Source organism: Sphingobium agri (assembly GCF_023051225.1).
Taxonomy (GTDB): domain Bacteria; phylum Pseudomonadota; class Alphaproteobacteria; order Sphingomonadales; family Sphingomonadaceae; genus Sphingobium; species Sphingobium agri.
On the sequence record NZ_JALKHS010000006.1, the window covers coordinates 1 to 18,050 of the forward strand.

Annotated in this window: 16 protein-coding genes and 1 pseudogene; 5 read left to right on the forward strand and 12 right to left on the reverse strand. The window is 63.7% G+C overall.

What is annotated here, in order from left to right; genetic code table 11:
* Positions 1-117: 117 nt before the first annotated feature.
* Positions 118-1,035, forward strand: a complete 918-nt coding sequence (locus MU848_RS03310; RefSeq protein ID WP_247230212.1) for an XdhC family protein — start codon at positions 118-120, stop codon at positions 1,033-1,035.
* A 9-nt stretch (positions 1,036-1,044) separates the two neighbouring features.
* On the opposite strand, the gene MU848_RS03315 is transcribed toward MU848_RS03310, so the two are convergent.
* From MU848_RS03315 to MU848_RS03330, 4 genes are all read right to left on the reverse strand, one after another.
* Positions 1,045-1,230, reverse strand: a complete 186-nt coding sequence (locus tag MU848_RS03315) for a YbdD/YjiX family protein (RefSeq protein ID WP_247230213.1) — start codon at positions 1,228-1,230, stop codon at positions 1,045-1,047.
* Positions 1,227-3,275 carry a carbon starvation CstA family protein gene (locus MU848_RS03320; protein WP_247230214.1) on the reverse strand — a complete coding sequence of 683 codons (2,049 nt, stop codon included), beginning with the start codon at positions 3,273-3,275 and terminating at the stop codon, positions 1,227-1,229. Before MU848_RS03320 ends, MU848_RS03315 begins: the two co-directional genes overlap by 4 nt.
* 64 nt (positions 3,276-3,339) lie before the next feature.
* Positions 3,340-3,813 (reverse strand): DoxX family protein, encoded by a 474-nt coding sequence (locus MU848_RS03325; protein WP_247230215.1) that lies wholly within the window; start codon positions 3,811-3,813, stop codon positions 3,340-3,342.
* Positions 3,791-4,225, reverse strand: coding sequence for a pyridoxamine 5'-phosphate oxidase family protein (locus tag MU848_RS03330; protein WP_201515636.1), 435 nt, complete (start codon positions 4,223-4,225; stop codon positions 3,791-3,793). Before MU848_RS03330 ends, MU848_RS03325 begins: the two co-directional genes overlap by 23 nt.
* A gap of 114 nt (positions 4,226-4,339) precedes the next feature.
* Between MU848_RS03330 and MU848_RS03335 the strand changes: the two genes are divergently transcribed.
* Positions 4,340-4,897: a 2'-5' RNA ligase family protein gene (locus MU848_RS03335; protein ID WP_247230216.1), complete on the forward strand. Its 558-nt coding sequence runs from the start codon at positions 4,340-4,342 to the stop codon at positions 4,895-4,897.
* Positions 4,898-5,130: 233 nt separating this feature from the next.
* Here the strand turns inward: MU848_RS03335 and yihA are convergent, their stop codons facing one another.
* From yihA to MU848_RS03375, 8 genes are all read right to left on the reverse strand, one after another.
* On the reverse strand, positions 5,131-5,769 hold the full coding sequence (gene yihA, locus MU848_RS03340) for a ribosome biogenesis GTP-binding protein YihA/YsxC (RefSeq protein WP_380800637.1): 639 nt from the start codon (positions 5,767-5,769) through the stop codon (positions 5,131-5,133).
* A gap of 39 nt (positions 5,770-5,808) precedes the next feature.
* Positions 5,809-7,509, reverse strand: a complete 1,701-nt coding sequence (yidC, locus tag MU848_RS03345; RefSeq protein ID WP_247230218.1) for a membrane protein insertase YidC — start codon at positions 7,507-7,509, stop codon at positions 5,809-5,811.
* 37 nt (positions 7,510-7,546) lie between these two features.
* The gene (gene yidD / locus MU848_RS03350; RefSeq protein WP_247230219.1) at positions 7,547-7,759 is read right to left on the reverse strand and encodes a membrane protein insertion efficiency factor YidD; all 213 of its coding nucleotides are present in this window, start codon (positions 7,757-7,759) and stop codon (positions 7,547-7,549) included.
* Complete coding sequence (rnpA, locus tag MU848_RS03355) at positions 7,756-8,214, reverse strand: ribonuclease P protein component (protein WP_247230220.1); 459 nt, start codon at positions 8,212-8,214, stop codon at positions 7,756-7,758. Before rnpA ends, yidD begins: the two co-directional genes overlap by 4 nt.
* Positions 8,215-8,246: 32 nt before the next feature.
* Positions 8,247-8,381 carry a 50S ribosomal protein L34 gene (gene rpmH / locus MU848_RS03360; protein WP_007683189.1) on the reverse strand — a complete coding sequence of 45 codons (135 nt, stop codon included), beginning with the start codon at positions 8,379-8,381 and terminating at the stop codon, positions 8,247-8,249.
* 185 nt (positions 8,382-8,566) lie between these two features.
* Positions 8,567-9,337, reverse strand: coding sequence for a DsbA family protein (locus tag MU848_RS03365; protein ID WP_247230221.1), 771 nt, complete (start codon positions 9,335-9,337; stop codon positions 8,567-8,569).
* Positions 9,334-10,683: a M48 family metalloprotease gene (locus tag MU848_RS03370; RefSeq protein WP_247231636.1), complete on the reverse strand. Its 1,350-nt coding sequence runs from the start codon at positions 10,681-10,683 to the stop codon at positions 9,334-9,336. The genes MU848_RS03365 and MU848_RS03370 overlap by 4 nt, the downstream gene beginning before the upstream one ends.
* A gap of 148 nt (positions 10,684-10,831) precedes the next feature.
* Complete coding sequence (locus MU848_RS03375) at positions 10,832-13,492, reverse strand: Rne/Rng family ribonuclease (protein ID WP_247230222.1); 2,661 nt, start codon at positions 13,490-13,492, stop codon at positions 10,832-10,834.
* A 574-nt stretch (positions 13,493-14,066) separates the two neighbouring features.
* Here MU848_RS03375 and MU848_RS03380 point away from each other — a divergent pair.
* The 3 genes and pseudogenes from MU848_RS03380 to MU848_RS03390 form a co-directional block, all read left to right on the forward strand.
* A pseudogene (locus tag MU848_RS03380) lies at positions 14,067-14,903 on the forward strand (N-acetylmuramoyl-L-alanine amidase family protein); the annotation flags it as partial.
* Between the two features lie 80 nt (positions 14,904-14,983).
* Positions 14,984-17,500: a penicillin-binding protein 1A gene (locus MU848_RS03385; RefSeq protein ID WP_247230223.1), complete on the forward strand. Its 2,517-nt coding sequence runs from the start codon at positions 14,984-14,986 to the stop codon at positions 17,498-17,500.
* A gap of 141 nt (positions 17,501-17,641) precedes the next feature.
* Positions 17,642-18,019, forward strand: a complete 378-nt coding sequence (locus MU848_RS03390) for an endonuclease domain-containing protein (protein WP_247230224.1) — start codon at positions 17,642-17,644, stop codon at positions 18,017-18,019.
* Positions 18,020-18,050 lie beyond the last annotated feature (31 nt).

Sequence of the window (18,050 nt, forward strand, 5' to 3'; positions counted from 1 at the left end):
CGCCCTGCTCAAAGCCGATCGATGCTGGACGCAATCTCCAGCTTGATCATCACGGATACTCTAGCTTGGCGCGATGGCGAAGGCTTCCTATGTGCGGACGGCGCAAGGAGGCTCCGATTGAACGACAATGACGCGGTGATCCGCAAGGCGATCGAATGGCATGGCCAGCCGATGGCGCTGGCCACGGTCGTATCGACATGGGGATCTGCGCCCCGGCCGCGCGGCAGCCATATGATCGTCCATGGCGATGGCCGCTTCGAAGGCAGCATTTCGGGCGGCTGTGTCGAAGCGGACGTGCTGCAACGCGCCGCGGACGTCATCGCCGGGCGTGCTGCGCATGTCGAACGCTATGGCGTTGCCGATGGCGATGCGTGGGCCGTGGGGCTTCCATGCGGGGGCGAGATCAGCGTGCTGGTGCAGCCGGTGTCCGAGGAGAGTTTCGCGCCGCTGCTCTTCGACCGGATTGCGCAGGCGCGGGATGAGGGGCGGGCGCTCACCCTTTCCACCGACCTTGGCACAGGCATCACCCGTGAGGGCGTGGTCGAGGGTCAGTTCCAGAACAGGTACGATCCGCCGCGCCAGTTGCTGATCGTAGGCGCGGTGCAGATTGCCCAATCCTTATGCGCGCTCGCGCAAGCCATGGGAGTGAGGCCTGTGGTGATCGATCCCCGAGGCCGCTTCCTGACGCAGGAGCGTTTCCCGGGCGTCGAGTTGGACGATCGCTGGCCCGATGAAGCCATTGCAGCGCGAAGGCCGGGTGAAGCGACGGCGGTCGTGACGCTCAGCCATGATATCAAGATCGACGACCCCGCGCTGGCGGAGGCTTTGCGCGCGCCGACTGGCTATGTGGCGGCGCTGGGATCGCGCAAGAGCCATGCCGCGCGGCTTGAGCGGCTCTCCGCCATGGGGTTTTCCGAAGATCAACTGCGGCGGATCGATGGCCCGGCGGGCATCGACATCGGCGCGTCGGGTGCGGCTGAAATCGCCCTGTCGATCGCGGCGGGCATGATCGCAGGCTTCAACGCGCGCGGCTGACCCCAACGGTCAGCAGCATTTGCCGCCATTCTTGCCGCCATAGCGGGCTTCCTGCCGTTCCCGGAAAAACTGGGTGCGGGTCATGACAGGGGCGCCGGGATGGTGCGCCTGCATGTGGCCGACATAGCCGTCATAGTCGGGCATGCCGACCATCATCAGCGCTGTCTGGCGAAGCTTGGCGAACAGCCGGGTCATTCCGCTGGCACCAGAGATGCGGGGATTTCGCGTGCGGTGGGTGCATCAACGCGCCGCGCGGCGATGCAGGTGCGGATAGTGAAGAACAGCAGGGACAGCACCACCAGAAGGAAGATGCCTACCAGGGCCGCATCCACCCGATCGTTGAAGATGATCTGCTGCATTTCCGCCATGGATTTGGCGGGGCTCAACAATTTGCCTTCATTCGCCGCCGTGGAGTATTTGGCTGCATGCGCAAGGAAGCCGACCTTCGCGTCCGCCGAAAACAGCTTCAGCAGCCCGGCCGACAAGGTGCAGACCAGCAGCCACGCCGCCGGGATCATCGTCACCCAGGCATAGCGGTCGCGCTTCATGCGGAACAGCACCGCCGTTGCCAGCATCAGCGCGATCGCCGCCAGCATCTGGTTGGAGATGCCGAACACCGGCCACAAGGTGTTCACGCCGCCCAAGGGATCGGTGACGCCCTGATAAAGGAAGAAGCCCCATGCCGCCACGGTGAGACCCGTCGCGATCAGGCCGGGGCCAATGCCGGACGTATCCTTGAAACGAGGCACGACAAGCCCGATCAGGTCCTGCAACATGAAGCGTCCCGCTCTCGTCCCTGCGTCCACTGCCGTCAGGATGAACAGCGCCTCGAACAATATCGCGAAATGATACCAGAAGGCCTTCATCGCGGGCCCGCCGATCACATGGGAAAAGATTTCGGCCATCGCGACGGCCAGCGTCGGCGCGCCGCCTGCGCGCGATATGATGCTATGTTCGCCGACATCCTTCGCGGTCTGGGTGATGAGCTCGGGCGTGATGGGAAAGCCCATCGCCGTGACCGCCGCCGATGCGCTTTCGGCGTCGGTGCCGATCACCGCCGCCGGGCTGTTCATCGTGAAATAGATGCCGGGATCTAGGATCGACGCCCCCACCAGCGCCATGATCGCGACGAACGCTTCCATCAGCATCGCGCCATAGCCGATCAGCGGCGCGTCGCTCTCGCTCGCGATCAGCTTGGGCGTGGTGCCGCTGGCGATGAGGGCATGGAAGCCCGATACCGCGCCGCAGGCGATGGTGATGAAGAGGAAGGGGAAGAGCCCGCCCGACCAGACCGGGCCGTTGCCGTCGATAAACTGCGTGACGGCATGCATCTTGAGCGGCGGCGCCATGATGACGATGCCGATGGCGAGCGCGGCGATCGCCCCGATCTTGAGAAAGGTGGACAGATAGTCACGCGGCGCCAGCAGCAGCCAGACCGGCAGTACCGACGCCACCGCGCCATAGCCGATCAGTATCCAGCACAGCTGCACCGGCGTGAAGGTGAAGATCGGTCCCCATACTGGTGATTCCGCAATCGCCTGCCCATAGATGATCGCAGCCAGAAGCCCGACGAGCCCGATAAGCGACACCTCGCCAATGCGCCCCGGCCTGATCCAGCGCGTATAGGCTCCCATCAGCAGGGCAAGCGGCACCGTCGCCGCCACGGTGAACATGCCCCAGGGACTCTCCGCCAGCGCCTTCACCACGATCAAGGCCAGCACGGCCAGGATGATCACCATGATCATGAAGGCGCCGAACAGCGCGATGGTCCCGGCGGCCTGGCCCATTTCCATGCGGATGAGTTCGCCCAGGGATCGCCCGTCGCGGCGCATGGAAATGAACAGGACCATGAAGTCCTGCACGGCGCCCGCCAGCACCACGCCCACGATGATCCAGAGCGTGCCGGGCAGATAGCCCATCTGCGCGGCAAGAACCGGCCCGACGAGGGGACCGGCACCGGCGATCGCCGCAAAATGATGCCCGAACAGCACCACCCGATCCGTCGCGACATAGTCCAGCCCGTCCGCCCGCCTGATTGCGGGCGTCGGCCGTGCGGGGTCGAGCCGCATCACGGCTCGGGCGATGTACAGCGCATAATAGCGGTAGGCGACGACGAAACTGCTGACCGCAGCCACGACGATCCAGAGCGCGTTGACCGCCTCCCCGCGCGATACGGCAACCACCGACAGCGCCACCGCCCCGACTATCGCCATCAGGATCCAGGGGATGTGCCGGGTCATCGCTCTCTCTCTGTCATTGTCGCAGTGTTGGCCGCCACAGTAGGGCCGCGCCCTCCAAAGACAATCACCGATGTGGGCACCGATGTGGGCGGCTCGCTGCTTTGCGATTGAACGGCCATTCGATCGCGGTGCTGGCCCAGAGCGCCCACCATATGATCACCGGCTGCAACAGCAGGCGCGGGCCATGATACCACCAGCCAAGGTGCACGCCGCCCAATGGAATGTCGTTCAGCGCGTGATTGATATTGGCGGGCCAAACGCACAGGGCGTAAAGCGCGAGGCCAATTCCGGCCGCTCTGCGGACTGACGGGACATGCAGCCCTATGGCGCCCGCAATCTCAGCGATCCCCGTGAGGGTAATGATGTCAGCCGGATATGGCACCCAATGCGGGGTAATGGCGATGAAGCCGCCCGGTCTGGCTATATGGGCGACGCCGGCGATCAGGTAGAATGCAGAAAGCAGCCAGCGCGAGGCCGTTCTTACATTATTGCCATCGCCTCGCGCATCGCCACCGTCAGAGCGTGATCTCCCCCTCATCTTCGCCATCCCAATAATGCGCCCTTTCCGCGCGTACCTTGATCATCACCAGGCCCGGCGTGTCGACGCCTTCGTCGAACCAGCGGTCAAGATCGCTGTTCCAATGCGCCGCAAACTGCGCCTTGTCACGGATCAGGTCAGCGCGCCCTTCGACCGCCACGAACAAGGGGCGCTGCTTCAGCAATCCGGCCGACCCCTGGAATGACAATCCAACCTTAGGGTCGCGCTCGATATCACGAACCATGACGGTGTCGTCCGTCGTGAAATAATAGCTGTCGCCGTCATAATCGACGTCACCATTGTTGCTCATCGGGCGAGCGGCGATCTGGCCGCCTTCAGCGCGGGTGGAAAGCATGGCGAAGTCGATGTCCTTCATCTTCTTTGCCAGCTGCGGCAGCGTCAGTTGAACCATCCAGCACACTCCTTTGACGAGATCATGCCAACGTCCCGGCGCACAATAAGCTCCGGACTCGTCAACCGCCCTATAAGAACATATAGTGAACAAACGAATCGGAAAGGATCAGCCATGCGCCACGATATGCGCGCCACAACTTTGTATCGCCTCTTCTTCGCGCTGAAGCCGCCGGTAACGGTGGCGCGGCAGACCGATCATCTGGCGGAAAAATTAGGTGGTGGTGAGCGGCGTATCCGCCTGGAACATCAGCATATGACGCTCGCCGTCACGGCCGATTATGTCGAATATCCCTATGCAGTGATCAAGGCATTGCTGCGCGCGGGCACGAGTGTGGAGGCTGAACCCTTCGACATGCGGCTTGACCAGGTGAGCTTCAACAACCGGTCGGTCGCGCTGCGTCCGTCCCGATCCGTGCCGCTGCTCAATCAGCTACAGCGCTCGATTGCCGATGCGATGTGGAGGGCGGGGGTCGCCTTGCGTCCGGGCTGGAGCTTCAGCCCCCATCAGACATTATTTTACAGGGACGGGCCGCCATCGCAGCAGAGCATCGATGGCTTTTCATGGTCACTCGACCGGTTTGTCCTGGTGTGCAGCCATGTGGGCCGCACGCGGCACGATATTCTGGGCACGTGGACGCTTAAAGGCGACGGACAGTATGAGTTATTCTGATACTCAAGCGAAAGTGCGCCTAACCAGAATCACTCAAGCCGTTCGGGCTGAGCTTGCCGAAGCCCTCTTCTTGAAAAGTAGAGCCCCTCCGCAGGCTCAGGGCGAACGGCGTGGTGCCGGTGTGAAGCACAAGATTTGAGGCCGTAGCTCGGTATCGATGGTTATGCCGTGGAGCAGCGTGCAGATGTGCGGTTAGCAGGAGCGCTGCCAGATAGCCGCAGGTGGAGAGTTTCTCAGCCCTCGGTCACGCTGGCCAGCACGGCGGCTCGAAGTTCGGCTATGCCCATCCCCTTGTCGCTCGATGTCGGGATGATCTCCGGATGGGCGGCCGGCCGCTTGCGGATGGCATCGCTCGCGGCCTGCATGATTTCAGCCAGATGGCTTGCCTTCACCTTGTCCGCCTTGGTGAGCACGATGCGATAACTGACCGCTGCTGCGTCCAACATGTCCAGAATGTCGTTGTCGACATCCTTGATGCCGTGGCGACTGTCGATCAGCACGAGCGTCCGCTTCAGCTTGGCTCTGCCGCGCAGATAATCATTCACCAGGAAGCGCCATTTACGCACCATGTCCTTGGGCGCGCGGGCATAGCCATAGCCGGGCATGTCGACGAGGCGAAAGCGCAGCGGATCGCCCACGTCGAAAAAGTTGAGCTCCTGCGTCCGCCCCGGCGTGTTGGACGTGCGCGCCAGGCTGTTCCGCCCGGTAAGAGCGTTGAGCAGCGACGATTTGCCCACATTCGAACGGCCCGCAAAGGCCACTTCATTGACCGACATGTCGGGCAGGAATTTCAGATCCGGCGCCGATTTAAGGAAGGCGATCGGCCCGGCGAACACCTTGCGCGCTTCCTCGATCAGGTCAGGGTCCACAATGTCGGTCACATGATTTCCGTTCGTCTCGTGGACTATGCGCTATTTCGCCGGGGCCGCGCTCAATGCAGGATGGCGCTTGTAGAGCCACCACTGCTGCAACATCGACAGGCAGTTGTTGGTGATCCAGTAAACCAGCAGGCCTGCCGCGAACGGCGCCATGATGAACATCATCATCCACGGCATGATCGAGAAGATCTGCTGCTGCATCGGGTCCATCTGCGCCGGGTTCAGCTTGAACTGCAGCCACATGGAAATGCCCAGCAGCAGCGCCAGCACGCCGATCGCAAGGAAGGACGGCGGGGTGAAGGGCAACAGGCCGAACAGGTTGAGGATGTGCAGCGGGTCGGGTGCGGACAAATCCTTGATCCACAGCACGAAGGGCTGGTGACGCATTTCGATCGTCAGCTGCAGCACCTTGTACAGCGCGAAGAAGATCGGAATCTGGATGAAGATGGGGAGGCAGCCTGCGAGCGGGTTCACCTTCTCGCGCTTGTAGAGCTCCATCATCTCCTGCTGGAGCTTGGGCTTGTCGTCCTTATATTTCTCCTGCAGCGCCTTCATCTTGGGCTGGACGGCGCGCATCGCCGCCATGCTGGCGAACTGGCGCTGGGCCACGGGGAACATCAATGCGCGGACCACGAAGGTCAGGCAGATGATAGCGACGCCGAAATTGCCGATATGTTCGAACAACCAGTGCAGCAGCGCGAAGATCGGCTTTTCGAACCAGTAGAACCAGCCCCAATCGATCGCCCGGTCGAACAGCGGAATGCCCGCGTCCTGATAGGCTTCGAGCGTCTTCACTTCCTTCGCGCCGACGAACAGGCGCACGGTCTGCGTCACGGCCTTGCCCGGCGCCAGCATGGTGGGCGCAAGGCTGTAGTCGGCCTGATATTGCGTGCCTGCCCCTTTACGGAACTGGCCTTCAAAGGCGGCCTTCTGGTCGGGCACCAGCGCGGACAACCAATATTTGTCCGTAAAGCCGAGCCAACCGCCCGTGGACTGGAAGCTCTGGCTGGAGGGGCCCTTGTCCAGATCCTTGTAGTTCACGTCATAATTGGCCGCGCCGTTGAACACGCCCATGGGCCCTATATGGATGGTCCAGGTGTCGGGATCCTGGGGAATGCCGGTCCGGCTGATATAGCCGAATGGCTTCACGCCCACCACGCCCGTGCCGCTGTTCGCGACCTTCTGCTGCGCGGTGATCATGTAATTTTCATCGACCGTCAGGCGGATTTCGAACGTCTGGCCTGCGCCATTGTCCCAGCGCAGCGTCACGGGGCTGGTGGGCGTCAGTTCCTTGCCGTCGGCAGTCCAGACGGTGTTCGCATCGGGTGCCTTCAATCCTTCCCCTTGCCAGCCGAAGCCCGCGAAAAAGGCGTCTTTCGTGCCAGAGGGGCTGTAAAGGCGGATCGCTGGGGAATTCTTCGCGATCGTCTCGCTGTAGGTGGGCAGCACGATGTCGTCGATGCGCGCGCCCTTCAGGTTGATCGAGCCGACCAGCTTGGGAGTCCGGATCGCAACGCGCGGGCTTTCCTTCAGGACGAGGGCGCGGTCGCGAATCGCGGCGGGGCTGCTCGCCACGGGACTCGATCCCTGCGCCACCGGCGTCGTCTTGCCGCCTTCGATCTTGGTTGCGGGCGGATTAGCGGCGGGGAAGAAATGATTGGCGATATAGGGCCAGCCGAACAGGATCGCTGCGGTCAGCAGCACCGCCAGAACAATATTCTTCTTGTCGTCCACGCTTGTCGGCTCCGCCGTCTTTTAATGAAAATTCGTGTCAGGGCACCGGGTCGTAGCCCGATCCGCCCCAAGGGTGGCATCGCATTAGCCGCTTCGTAGCGAGCCAGCTACCCTTCACCGCACCATATTTACGGACAGCCTCGATCGCATATTGCGAGCAGGACGGCGCGTAGCGGCAGCTTGGCGGCAATATGCGCGACGGGCCGATCTGCCAGAAACGCGCGATGAGTATGAGGAGGGGGGCGATCATGAGCTCGACTCACCCTGTTTCTGCGAAGCGGGGAAACCACTGCTGCCGTTGCCCGGCATCGCTGCGTCAGGACTATGCTTCTGATCCTTTGCGCGGGCGGGTCGCTTCTTTGCCTTGCGCGGTGCGTCGCCGACCGATCGGCTCATCACCTTACCCAGCGCCTTTTCCAGCTCCGCGCGCAGCAGGGCGAAGTCCCGCTCGATCCCTTCGGACCGGCCGATCAGCACATGATCGGCCCCCGCCACGCCATGGACCGGCAGCAGCTCGCGTGCCAGAACGCGAAAACGGCGCTTCATCCTGTTGCGGATGACAGCGCCGCCAATCTTTTTCGTCACCGTGATGCCGATACGCATCGCCGGATCACCATCGGCCCGTTCGCGCACCAGCAGGACAAAGCCCGGCATTGGCGCGCGCCGCCCACGATTCGCCGCCAGGAAATCAGCGCGCCGCCGCATGACGGCTGGCGCGCGATCCGGCGGCGCGTCGTTCAGGCGCTCAGGCTCTTGCGGCCGCGAGCGCGACGGGCACGCAGCACGTTGCGGCCGCCGGGCGTCGCCATGCGAGCGCGGAAACCGTGACGGCGCTTCCGAACCAGATTGCTCGGCTGATAGGTGCGCTTCATCGTTCATTCCTCAAAGCAAAACGTCAAAATCGGGCGTGACAAAAAAGGGCCGCCGTTGGGCGGCCGCATGTCAGGGGGCGTCCGATAGGCAAAAGCGGTGGACGAGTCAATGGCGGAGGAGGGTGATCGAAGAGGATGCGCAACATGTTCCCTCTCTCCTTCAGGGGAGGGAGTAGGTTGCGCCTCTACTTCGCGCGGACCGTCGCCACCGCCTGCTTGAGCGCATCATATCCCACCGCGCCGTTCAGCACCTGATCGCCCACGACGAAGGTCGGCGTGCCGGTCGCGCGCAGCTTTTGCGCCAGGGCGATGTTGGACTGAATCTCCGCGTCATATTTGCTGCTGGCCATGGCCGCCTCCGCAGCCTTGGCATCGATGCCGACCTTGGCGGCAGCGCCGAGGATCGTTTCCCGAGTAACCTTGCCACTATCATACAGCGCCCGGTGGAAGGGCATATATTGGCCCTTCTCCGCCGCCAGCAGCGACACCTTGGCAGCATCCGCGCTCGCGTCGGACAGGATCGGTAACTCGCGATAGACGACCTTCAACCCCTTGTCCTCGCCGACCAGCTTGGCAAGGTCCGCCAACGACGCGCGACAATATCCGCAGGCATAGTCGAAAAACTCGACCAGCGTGACGTCGCCATTGGCCGCGCCTTCCCAGGCACCGGCATAGGGCGTCTCGATCGCCTTGCGGCTTTCGCCGATGCTGTCGGCGACACGCTTCGCCTGGAGCCGTTCGACCGCTTCGGGAATGATCTCGGGATGTTCGAGGATATAGTCGCGCACGATCTTCTCGATCGCCGCCTTGTCTCCCGCCGCCACGCTGCCTGTACTCTGCATGCCAAGGGCCGCGCCCGCGGCAGTGGCGGCGATGAAGGCGAGGGCGCCAATCGTCATCTGGATGGTCCTGTTTGAAAGTGCGGCGCGAAAACCGGGCCGAGAGGTTTCGGTCATTTCTTCTTTCGCTTCTGCTCGATGGCCGCACGTGAAACCATGGCGATATCCTGCGCCCGCAGATAGTCAACCGTGCCAGGCTTTAACGCCTGCATGGCCGCGTCCGCGCTGCGCAACGCCATCTGGTCCTGACCCATGAGCGCGTAGCGTTCCGCCGTGGCGAGCGCCGCACGGGGCGTATCGCCCCGCCGTTCATAAACGACCCCCAGCTGATACCAGGCGAAGGGATTTTCCCGATCCCGTGCGACGGCGTTGCGCAGCACCTGTTCGGCCTCGGCGAAATTCTTGTCATCCTCCGTCGCGATCAGCGCATGGCCCAGCATGGTTGCGATCAAGGGCTGCTGGGTGAGCTGCACGGCTTCGCGCAGAGGAGGAATGGCGTCGGCGGGCCTGCCGCTTTCCAACAGCACCTGGCCTTTCAACTCCAGAAAATAAGGGTCATGCGGCTGCGCTGCAAGCAAGGCGTTCACCTCGGCGATCGCCTTGTCGGGGTAGGCGCTCTTGTGCCAGGCATAGGCGCGCGCATAATGCGCCGGAAGAGACTGGTCGCTCTCGGGATATTTTATCAGCGTCTGGGTGGGTTCGGAAACGAAGCCGACCAGCTTGGCCTTGATCCTCTCGAACCGGGCTTCAAGCTTCGGGTCGACCGGCCTGTCCCAAGCGGGATCGACGGTGTACACCTCCCTCAGGACATTGATGCGCTCGCCCGACAAAGGATGCGTGCGGCCGTAGCTGTCCTCCTGCGGGATCGCGAGCCGATATTCCTGGTTCTGCAGCTTCTTGAAGAATTCCAGGCTGCCTTTGCCGGACAGGCCCGCCTTGCTCAGATAGCGCGCGCCCGCAAGGTCGGCGGAGCTTTCCTGCGCGCGGGAGAAGGCGAGGAATTTGCCCATCGCCGCCTGCTGGCCCATGCCCAAAATGCCCATGCCCGCTTCCGCGCCGCCCGCCGCGATCGCAGCGGCGCCAAGGACGAGGCTGAGCAAGGTAATACCCGTCGCCGCCTTCATGCCCTCCGACGAGCGGATGATGTGGCCGCCCTCGATATGGCCAAGTTCGTGCGCGACGACGCCTTGCAGCTGGTTCACATTGTCTGCCGCGGCGATCAGGCCACTATGAACCCAGACATATTGACCGCCCGCGACGAACGCGTTGATTTCCGGATCGTTGAGAACCAGCACCTGGACATTGCGGGGCTCCATCCCCGCCGCGCTCACCAGCGGTCCCGACATGTCCGCCATGAAGGCTTCGGTTTCGGCGTCGCGCAATATTTGCTGCGCCATCACCGGTTTGGCGACGAGTGCCAGCGATGCAAGGGCGATCGCAGCGGCGCGCAGCCAGCGGCGCATCATGGCCGATCACCATGGAGCAGGGATGAAGGCAGCATGCCCGCGCCCCTGCCAGCGCCGCGATGAACTCCGCCTGAAGCGAGAACGCCGCCGCCTTTCCGGAAAACCGGCAGGGCGGCGGCGTTGCTCATCAGACGGGCGTCCCTGCTTACTGGCCGAAGGTGCGCTGCCACCATCCACGGCGCGGTGCGCTTTCCGTTTCGGCCTGCTGCGCATCGGCAGTCTCGCCGCCATCAGCGGCAGCGACGGCATTCTCGTTCGCGCTGGCCGGTGCCGCATCACCTTCATGCGCCACGGTTTCCGCGATCGATGGGGCTTCCGCTGCTTCCTGAGCAACGGCCTCCACCTTCTTGCGCCGTGTGCGCTTGGGCTTGGCGGGTGCTTCGGCCTCGGGCTCCGCCGCAACCGCCGGTTCGGCAGGTGCCTCCGGAGCAGCTTCAGCCTTCTTGCGGCGCGTGCGCTTGGGCTTGGCAGGCGCTTCCTCTGCGGCCACTTCGGCAGGAGCCTCGACAGCCTCGACAGGGGCAGCTTCCGCTTCCTTCGGCTTGCGCGCGCGGGGCCGGCGGCGCGTCTTCGGCGCCTCTTCCTCAGCCGGTGCTTCCGGTGCGGCTTCAGCTACCACGTCCGCGACCGGTTCAGCCTCAGCGGGTTCCTCGGCGGGCTCGGCAGCCTCGGCGGCTTCGCTGATCGCGTCGTCCGAAACCGCTTCGCCCTCGCGGCGGCGGCGTCCACCCCGGCGGCCGCGCCGGCCACGGCGTCGGCCCGCCTCTTCACCCTCGCGATCGGCTTCGACGGGCTGTTCTTCGGCCCCTTCGGCTACCGCTTCAGCGTCTTCGTCAGCCTCTTCGGTGGGAGCGGCGGCAGCTTCTGCCTGACCCTCTCCATGATGGTCGTCGCGCTGACCGCCCCGGCGACGGCGACGACGGCGGCGGCGACGTCCACCCTCTCGGTCCTCGCCCCGGTCGCCACGATCTTCGTGGCTTGCGGCCTCGACTTCTTCAATCTCCTCGTCGTCCAGCTCCTCGACGATGTCGAGATCATCCTCATCCTCGACGAGCGGCGCATAGGTCACCACCCGTTCCGGACGCGGACCGCTGGCTTCGACCGACATGCGCGCGCCTTCGACCTCGCCATCCGGCAGGATCGCGATGGTGACGCCATAGCGCTGCTCGATCTCGTCCAGCTCGCGGCGCTTGTTGTTGAGGACATAGAAAGCCGCTTCCTGGCTCGCGCGCAGTGTGACCAGGTTGCCGCGCCCGCGCGCCGCTTCCTCTTCCAGCATGCGCAGCGCGCTGAGGCCTGCCGACGAAGCGGTGCGGACAAGGCCGGTGCCTTCGCAATGCGGGCACTGGCGGGTCGATGCTTCCAGCACGCCGGTGCGCAGCCGCTGACGGCTCATTTCCATCAGGCCGAAGCCGGAGATGCGGCCGACCTGAATACGGGCGCGATCATCCTTCAGCGCCTCCTTCATCGCCTTCTCGACCTTACGGATGTTGGAGTTCATCTCCATGTCGATGAAGTCGATGACGACCAGGCCCGCCATGTCGCGCAGGCGCAGCTGGCGGGCGATTTCCCGAGCCGCTTCCAGGTTGGTGGCGACAGCGGTCTGTTCGATGCCATGTTCGCGCGTCGAACGGCCGGAGTTGATGTCGATCGACACCAAGGCCTCGGTCGGGTTGATCACCAGATAGCCGCCCGACTTCAGCTGAACGACGGGATTGTACATCGCCGCCAGCTGATCCTCGACGCCCGCCCGCTGGAACAGCGACACGGCGTCGGCATATTGCTGCACCCGGCGCGCATGGCTGGGCATCAGCAGCCTCATGAAATCCTTGGCGGCCTTGTAGCCATATTCGCCCTCGACGATGACCTCTTCGATATCCTTGTTGTAGATATCGCGGATCGCGCGCTTGATGAGGTCGCTGTCATTGTGGATCAACGCGGGGGCTTCGGACTTCAGCGTCTTTTCGCGGATCTCGTCCCACAGGCGCGCAAGATAGTCGAAGTCGCGCTTGATCTCCGGCTTGGTGCGCTGGAGCCCGGCTGTGCGGACGATGCAGCCCATGGTGGAGGGCAGGTTCATTTCCGCGATGATCGACTTCAACCGCTTGCGGTCTGCGGCGTTCGAAATCTTGCGCGAAATGCCGCCGCCATGGCTGGTGTTGGGCATCAGCACGCAATAGCGCCCGGCAAGCGAGAGATAGGTGGTCAGCGCCGCGCCCTTGTTGCCGCGCTCCTCCTTGACGACCTGCACCAGCAGCACCTGACGGCGCTTGATGACGTCCTGGATCTTGTAGCGGCGGCGCAGCGCCATGCGCTTGCGGCGCAGTTCGTCGGCGGCTTCGTCACCACCGCGCTTGCGGCGGCCGCCCCTGTTGCCGTTGCCCTCGGAGCCCTCGCTGCTTTCAGCGGCCTCGCCTTCATCATCCTCATGATGCGTGGCTTCGACGACTTCCAGCCCATCGTCGTGATGATCCTCGTCATCCTCGACCTCGGCGCGCAGCGCGGCCTCTTCCTCGGCATGCTCGCGCTCTTCGCGCAGCAGCGCCTCGCGGTCTTCGCGCGGGATCTGGTAATAGTCGGGATGGATTTCGCTGAAGGCGAGGAAGCCGTGGCGGTTGCCGCCATAATCGACGAACGCCGCCTGAAGCGAAGGTTCTACGCGGGTGACCTTGGCGAGGTAGATATTGCCTTTGAGCTGCTTGTGCTCGGCCGATTCGAAATCAAACTCCTCGATCCGGTTACCCTTGACGACCGCGACCCGGGTTTCTTCCCGGTGGCGCGCATCGATCAGCATACGCATTGTCATTCATTATTCTCCGGCGAAGGCGGCCAGCGGCACTGGGCCGGGCTGCCACGCGATAGTGGGGGGACGAACGCAGTCGCGCCGCCAGCGGCGCGGGTGTTGCTATCGTCCGGTTTGACAGGAAAAACTGCGCTTCTGCTGCATTGGCAGGGCCGGGCAAATCGCCGGTCCGCTCCGTCCAAGCCGCATCGCCCGTCATCGGGCTCAGCGTGGAACGGAAATCATGCCTCATGCAGCGTCAACCTGTTCGTCGCATCGGGCCAGAGCGTTGGGCGCTCGCCGATGCTGCCGTAAATGTTCCCGATGAAGAAGCCCATCTGACATGGGCGTTTCTTTCAGGAATGTGAATGGGTAGCAGCCTAAGGCCAGCCTAGCAATGTCCCGGGCGAAATTGTTTCGTCCAGGATGAATGCCGCCATTCTGCCGTTCAATCGCCCGAACATGGTGAAGCAAAGGTAAACGCCGCGCGGATGCACGCGCATGGAGAAGGGGCTGGACGTCATGGCGCGGCGCGTTGCAAAAGCGCGCCATGCTTCACGCGCTAGCTCTGGCAGCTGCTTTCCTGACCGGCCCTCAAGGGTCCGGACGCATCCTCTTCGCTCCTCCAGCGGCCATGGCGCCGCGCCCTGCCAAGCGGTGGCACAGCATCACCGTGCCGATCCCGCCGGTCGCGCGAGGCCTGTCTCTGCCGAAGGTGGAAGGGTCGACCGATCCCTCGCGCCCGCTGATCGTCATCGACGCGGGCCATGGCGGGCATGATCCGGGCGCGATCAGCGCCGAAACGGGCGAGAAGGAAAAGGACCTGACGCTGTCCATCGCGCAGGCGATCCGCGATCAGCTGGTAAGGTCGGGCCGGCTGCGGGTGGCGCTGACGCGGGATGACGATCGCTTCCTGGTGCTGCAGGAACGCTATGGCATCGCACGGAAGATGAACGCCGATCTCTTCATTTCGGTGCATGCCGATTCGGCCGACAATCACGAAGCGCGGGGCGCGACCATCTATACATTGTCGGAAGTCGCCTCGGACCGGGAAGCAGCGCGGCTGGCGGCGCGGGAGAACAGGGCGGACGTTCTGAACGGCGTCAATCTCAGCGGCCAGACCGATGCTGTGTCATCCATCCTCATTGATCTGACGCAGCGTGAAACAATGAAGGAATCAGCGAATTTCGCTCGCCTTCTCCAGCGGGAGGGGAGGCCGTTCATGCTGTTCCGGCCTGCGTTTCATCGCTATGCCTCACTCATGGTTTTGAAGGCGCCCGACACGCCGTCCGTGCTGTTCGAAACCGGGTATCTCAGTAATAAGGACGACGCCGCTTTCCTCGCCTCGCCTGAAGGGCGGAGCGGCATCGCGAAGGGCGTGGCAAAAGCGGTCGAGATCTATTTCGCCCGCAGGCTCGCGCCCGGCGGCGGCTGAGCGCCAAGATCCCGTCGATCTGCACTCCGTCGATCCGCACTGGCGCTGGCCGCATTTTGACCTTAGAGCCTCCTGTCGTCATGGAAGAGGCCCGTCCCCATACCGCCCGCTCGTCCTTCGCCGACCGCCTGAGGGGCAGGCTGGCGCCCCTTTGGCAACGACGCCGGTTCCGCTGGGCAGCCATTGCGCTGGGCGGGATGTTCACTGCGATACTGCTGTTCTGGCTGATCTTCGCGCGCGGCTTGCCCGACGCCGCCACGCTGCTGGAATATGAACCGCCCCTTCCCACGATCGTACGCGACATCAATGGCCAGCCGGTGCACAGCTATGCCCGCGAACGCCGCGTCCAGTTGCAATATAGCGATTACCCGCCGCTGCTGATCCGCGCCTATCTGGCGGCGGAGGACAAGACCTTCTTTGATCACCATGGCGTCGATATTCCCGGCTTTTTTGGCGCAGTCTTCGACTATGCCAGCAAGATCGGATCGGGGCAGCGCGCCAAGGGCGGGTCGACCATCACCCAGCAGGTCGCCAAGAATCTGCTGATCGGCGATGAATATTCCCCCACGCGCAAGGTGAAGGAGATGATCCTCGCCTACCGCATGGAAAATGTGCTGACCAAGCAGCAGATCCTGGAACTCTACCTGAACCAGATATTCCTGGGCCGGAACGCCTATGGCGTGCAGGCCGCAGCGCGGGCCTATTTCGGCAAGGACGTCGCGGACCTCAAGCTGCAGGAGATGGCCTATCTCGCGATCCTGCCCAAGGGACCGGCCAATTACCGTCCGGAAAGCCCCACAGGTCATGAGCGCGCGCTCGACCGGCGCAACTGGGCGCTTGGCGAGATGTACAAGAATGGCTGGATCAGCCAGGCGCAATTGACCGAGGCACAGGCCCAGCCGCTCGGCACGGTCGCACAGCATGGCTCCAGCTTCGACGCGCGCGCGGGCGGCTATTATATGGAAGAGGTGCGCCGCCGCCTGATCGACCTGTTCGGCGAAAAGGCGGAAGATGGCCCCAACAGCGTCTATGCGGGCGGCCTTTGGGTCCGCAGCCCCTATGATCCCAAGCTGCAGGAAGGGGTCGCCACCGCCCTGCGCAACGGCCTTTTGCGTTTCGACGCAGGGAAGGGTTGGTCTGGTCCGGTAGGCAAGATCGACCTGGCGCGGGGATGGAAGCGCGAACTGGCCGCCAGCTATATCGGCATCGATTACGCCGGTTGGCGCGTGGCGGCGGTGATCGACCGCAGCTCTTCAGGGGCCGAGATCGGCTTTTCCGATGGGACCACCGCGACCCTGCCCGCCAGCGCGGCGCAAATGCCCTATCGCCGCGCCGGCGGGCCTGCGTTCAACAGCATGAAGCCCGGCGACCTGATCGTGGTCGCGCGCAACGGGTCCAGCTGGGCGCTGCGCAACGTGCCCGAAGTGTCCGGTGGCATGTTGGCCGAGCAGGTCCATTCCGGACGGGTGCTTGCCATGCAGGGCGGGTTCGACAACCGCCTGTCGTCCTATAATCGCGCGACGCAGGCGATGCGCCAGCCCGGATCGACCATCAAGCCGTTCGTCTATGCCGCCGCGCTGGACAATGGCATGACGCCTGCCTCGATCATCGTCGATGGCCCGTTGTGCGTCTATCAGGGCGCGGGGCTGGGGCAGAAATGCTTCCGCAACTTCTCCGGCGGCAGCGCCGGGCCGCAGACGATGCGCTGGGGCGTCGAGCAATCACGCAACCTGATGACAGTGCGCGCCGCCAGCCAGACCGGCATGGATCGCGTCGTGCGCACCATCAAGGCGATGGGGATCGGCGATTATCAGCCCTACCTCTCCTTCGCTCTCGGCGCTGGCGAGACTACGGTCGAGCGGATGGTGAATGCCTATGCGATGCTCGCCAACCATGGACGTCAGCTTTCGCCCAAGGTCATGGACTATGTGCAGGACCGGCGCGGCAAGGTGATATGGCCGCTGCGCTGGCGCGCCTGCGACGGGTGCAACATGGCCAATTGGGACGGCAAGCCCATGCCCCGCTTCGGCTTCGAAGGACGGCAGGTGATGAACCCGATGACCGCCTATCAGGTCGTGCATATCACCGAAGGCGTGATCCAGCGCGGCACCGCGACGGTTCTTGCGGATCTCAAGCGGCCGCTGTTCGGCAAGACGGGCACGACCAACGGCCCGACCAACGTCTGGTTCGTCGGCGGATCGCCCGACATCGTCGCTGGCGTCTATATCGGCTATGACCAGCCACGCAGCCTGGGCGGCTGGGCGCAGGGCGGCCGGGTCGCCGCGCCGATCTGGAAAGCGGCCATGGCCCCGGTGCTCGAAACCATGCCCAAGACCCCCTTCGTCGCGCCCGCGGGCATCCGCATGGTCACGATCGACCGCCGTTCGGGCAAGCGCGTCTATGGCGTCTGGCCCACCGACGATCCCAAGCCCGCCGTCATCTGGGAAGCGTTCAAGCCTGAAAGCGAACCCCGCCGCTCCATCCGCAAGGAAGAGGTCGCCGCGCAGGAACAGGCCGCCCAGCGGCGTGAGGCAAGAGCCCAGACGCGACAGCGGACGGACAGCGACTTCCTGCAGGAACAGGGCGGGATTTATTGATCTGAAATCCTCCCCTGCAAGGGGAGGGGGACCGCCGAAGGTGGTGGAGGGGTATAGCGCAGCGCTTTGGGCTGTACCCTTGCGTCAGCGCTCGGCGCTGCCACCTCCTCTTGCAGGGGAGGATTTCAAGGAGGATCACTTATGCTCTACGGGCCTAAGTCCACGCAACGGCGCGCTCGCGAATTGCGCCGGACGATGAGCTTGCCTGAAGTGCTGCTCTGGCAGGAACTGAGAAAGCGGCCCGAAGGATTGCGATTTCGGCGGCAGCATCCGGCTGGTCCCTATGTGGTGGACTTCTTCTGTCCGGCCCGGAAGCTGGCGATCGAGGTGGATGGTGAGGCGCATGGGTATGGCGATCGGCCTGTGCGAGATCGGGTGCGCGATGATTGGCTACTTGGCGAAGGAATCAAGGTGATCCGTATTCCTGCCCGGGAGGTGTTGCGGGATGTGGGGTCGGTTATTCGTCATATAGTTGTTCAAGCTTCATCATGCCCTGGAAGGGGAGGCGGAACGACATAGACGGTGGAGGGGTATTTGGCTCAGCGCTCCA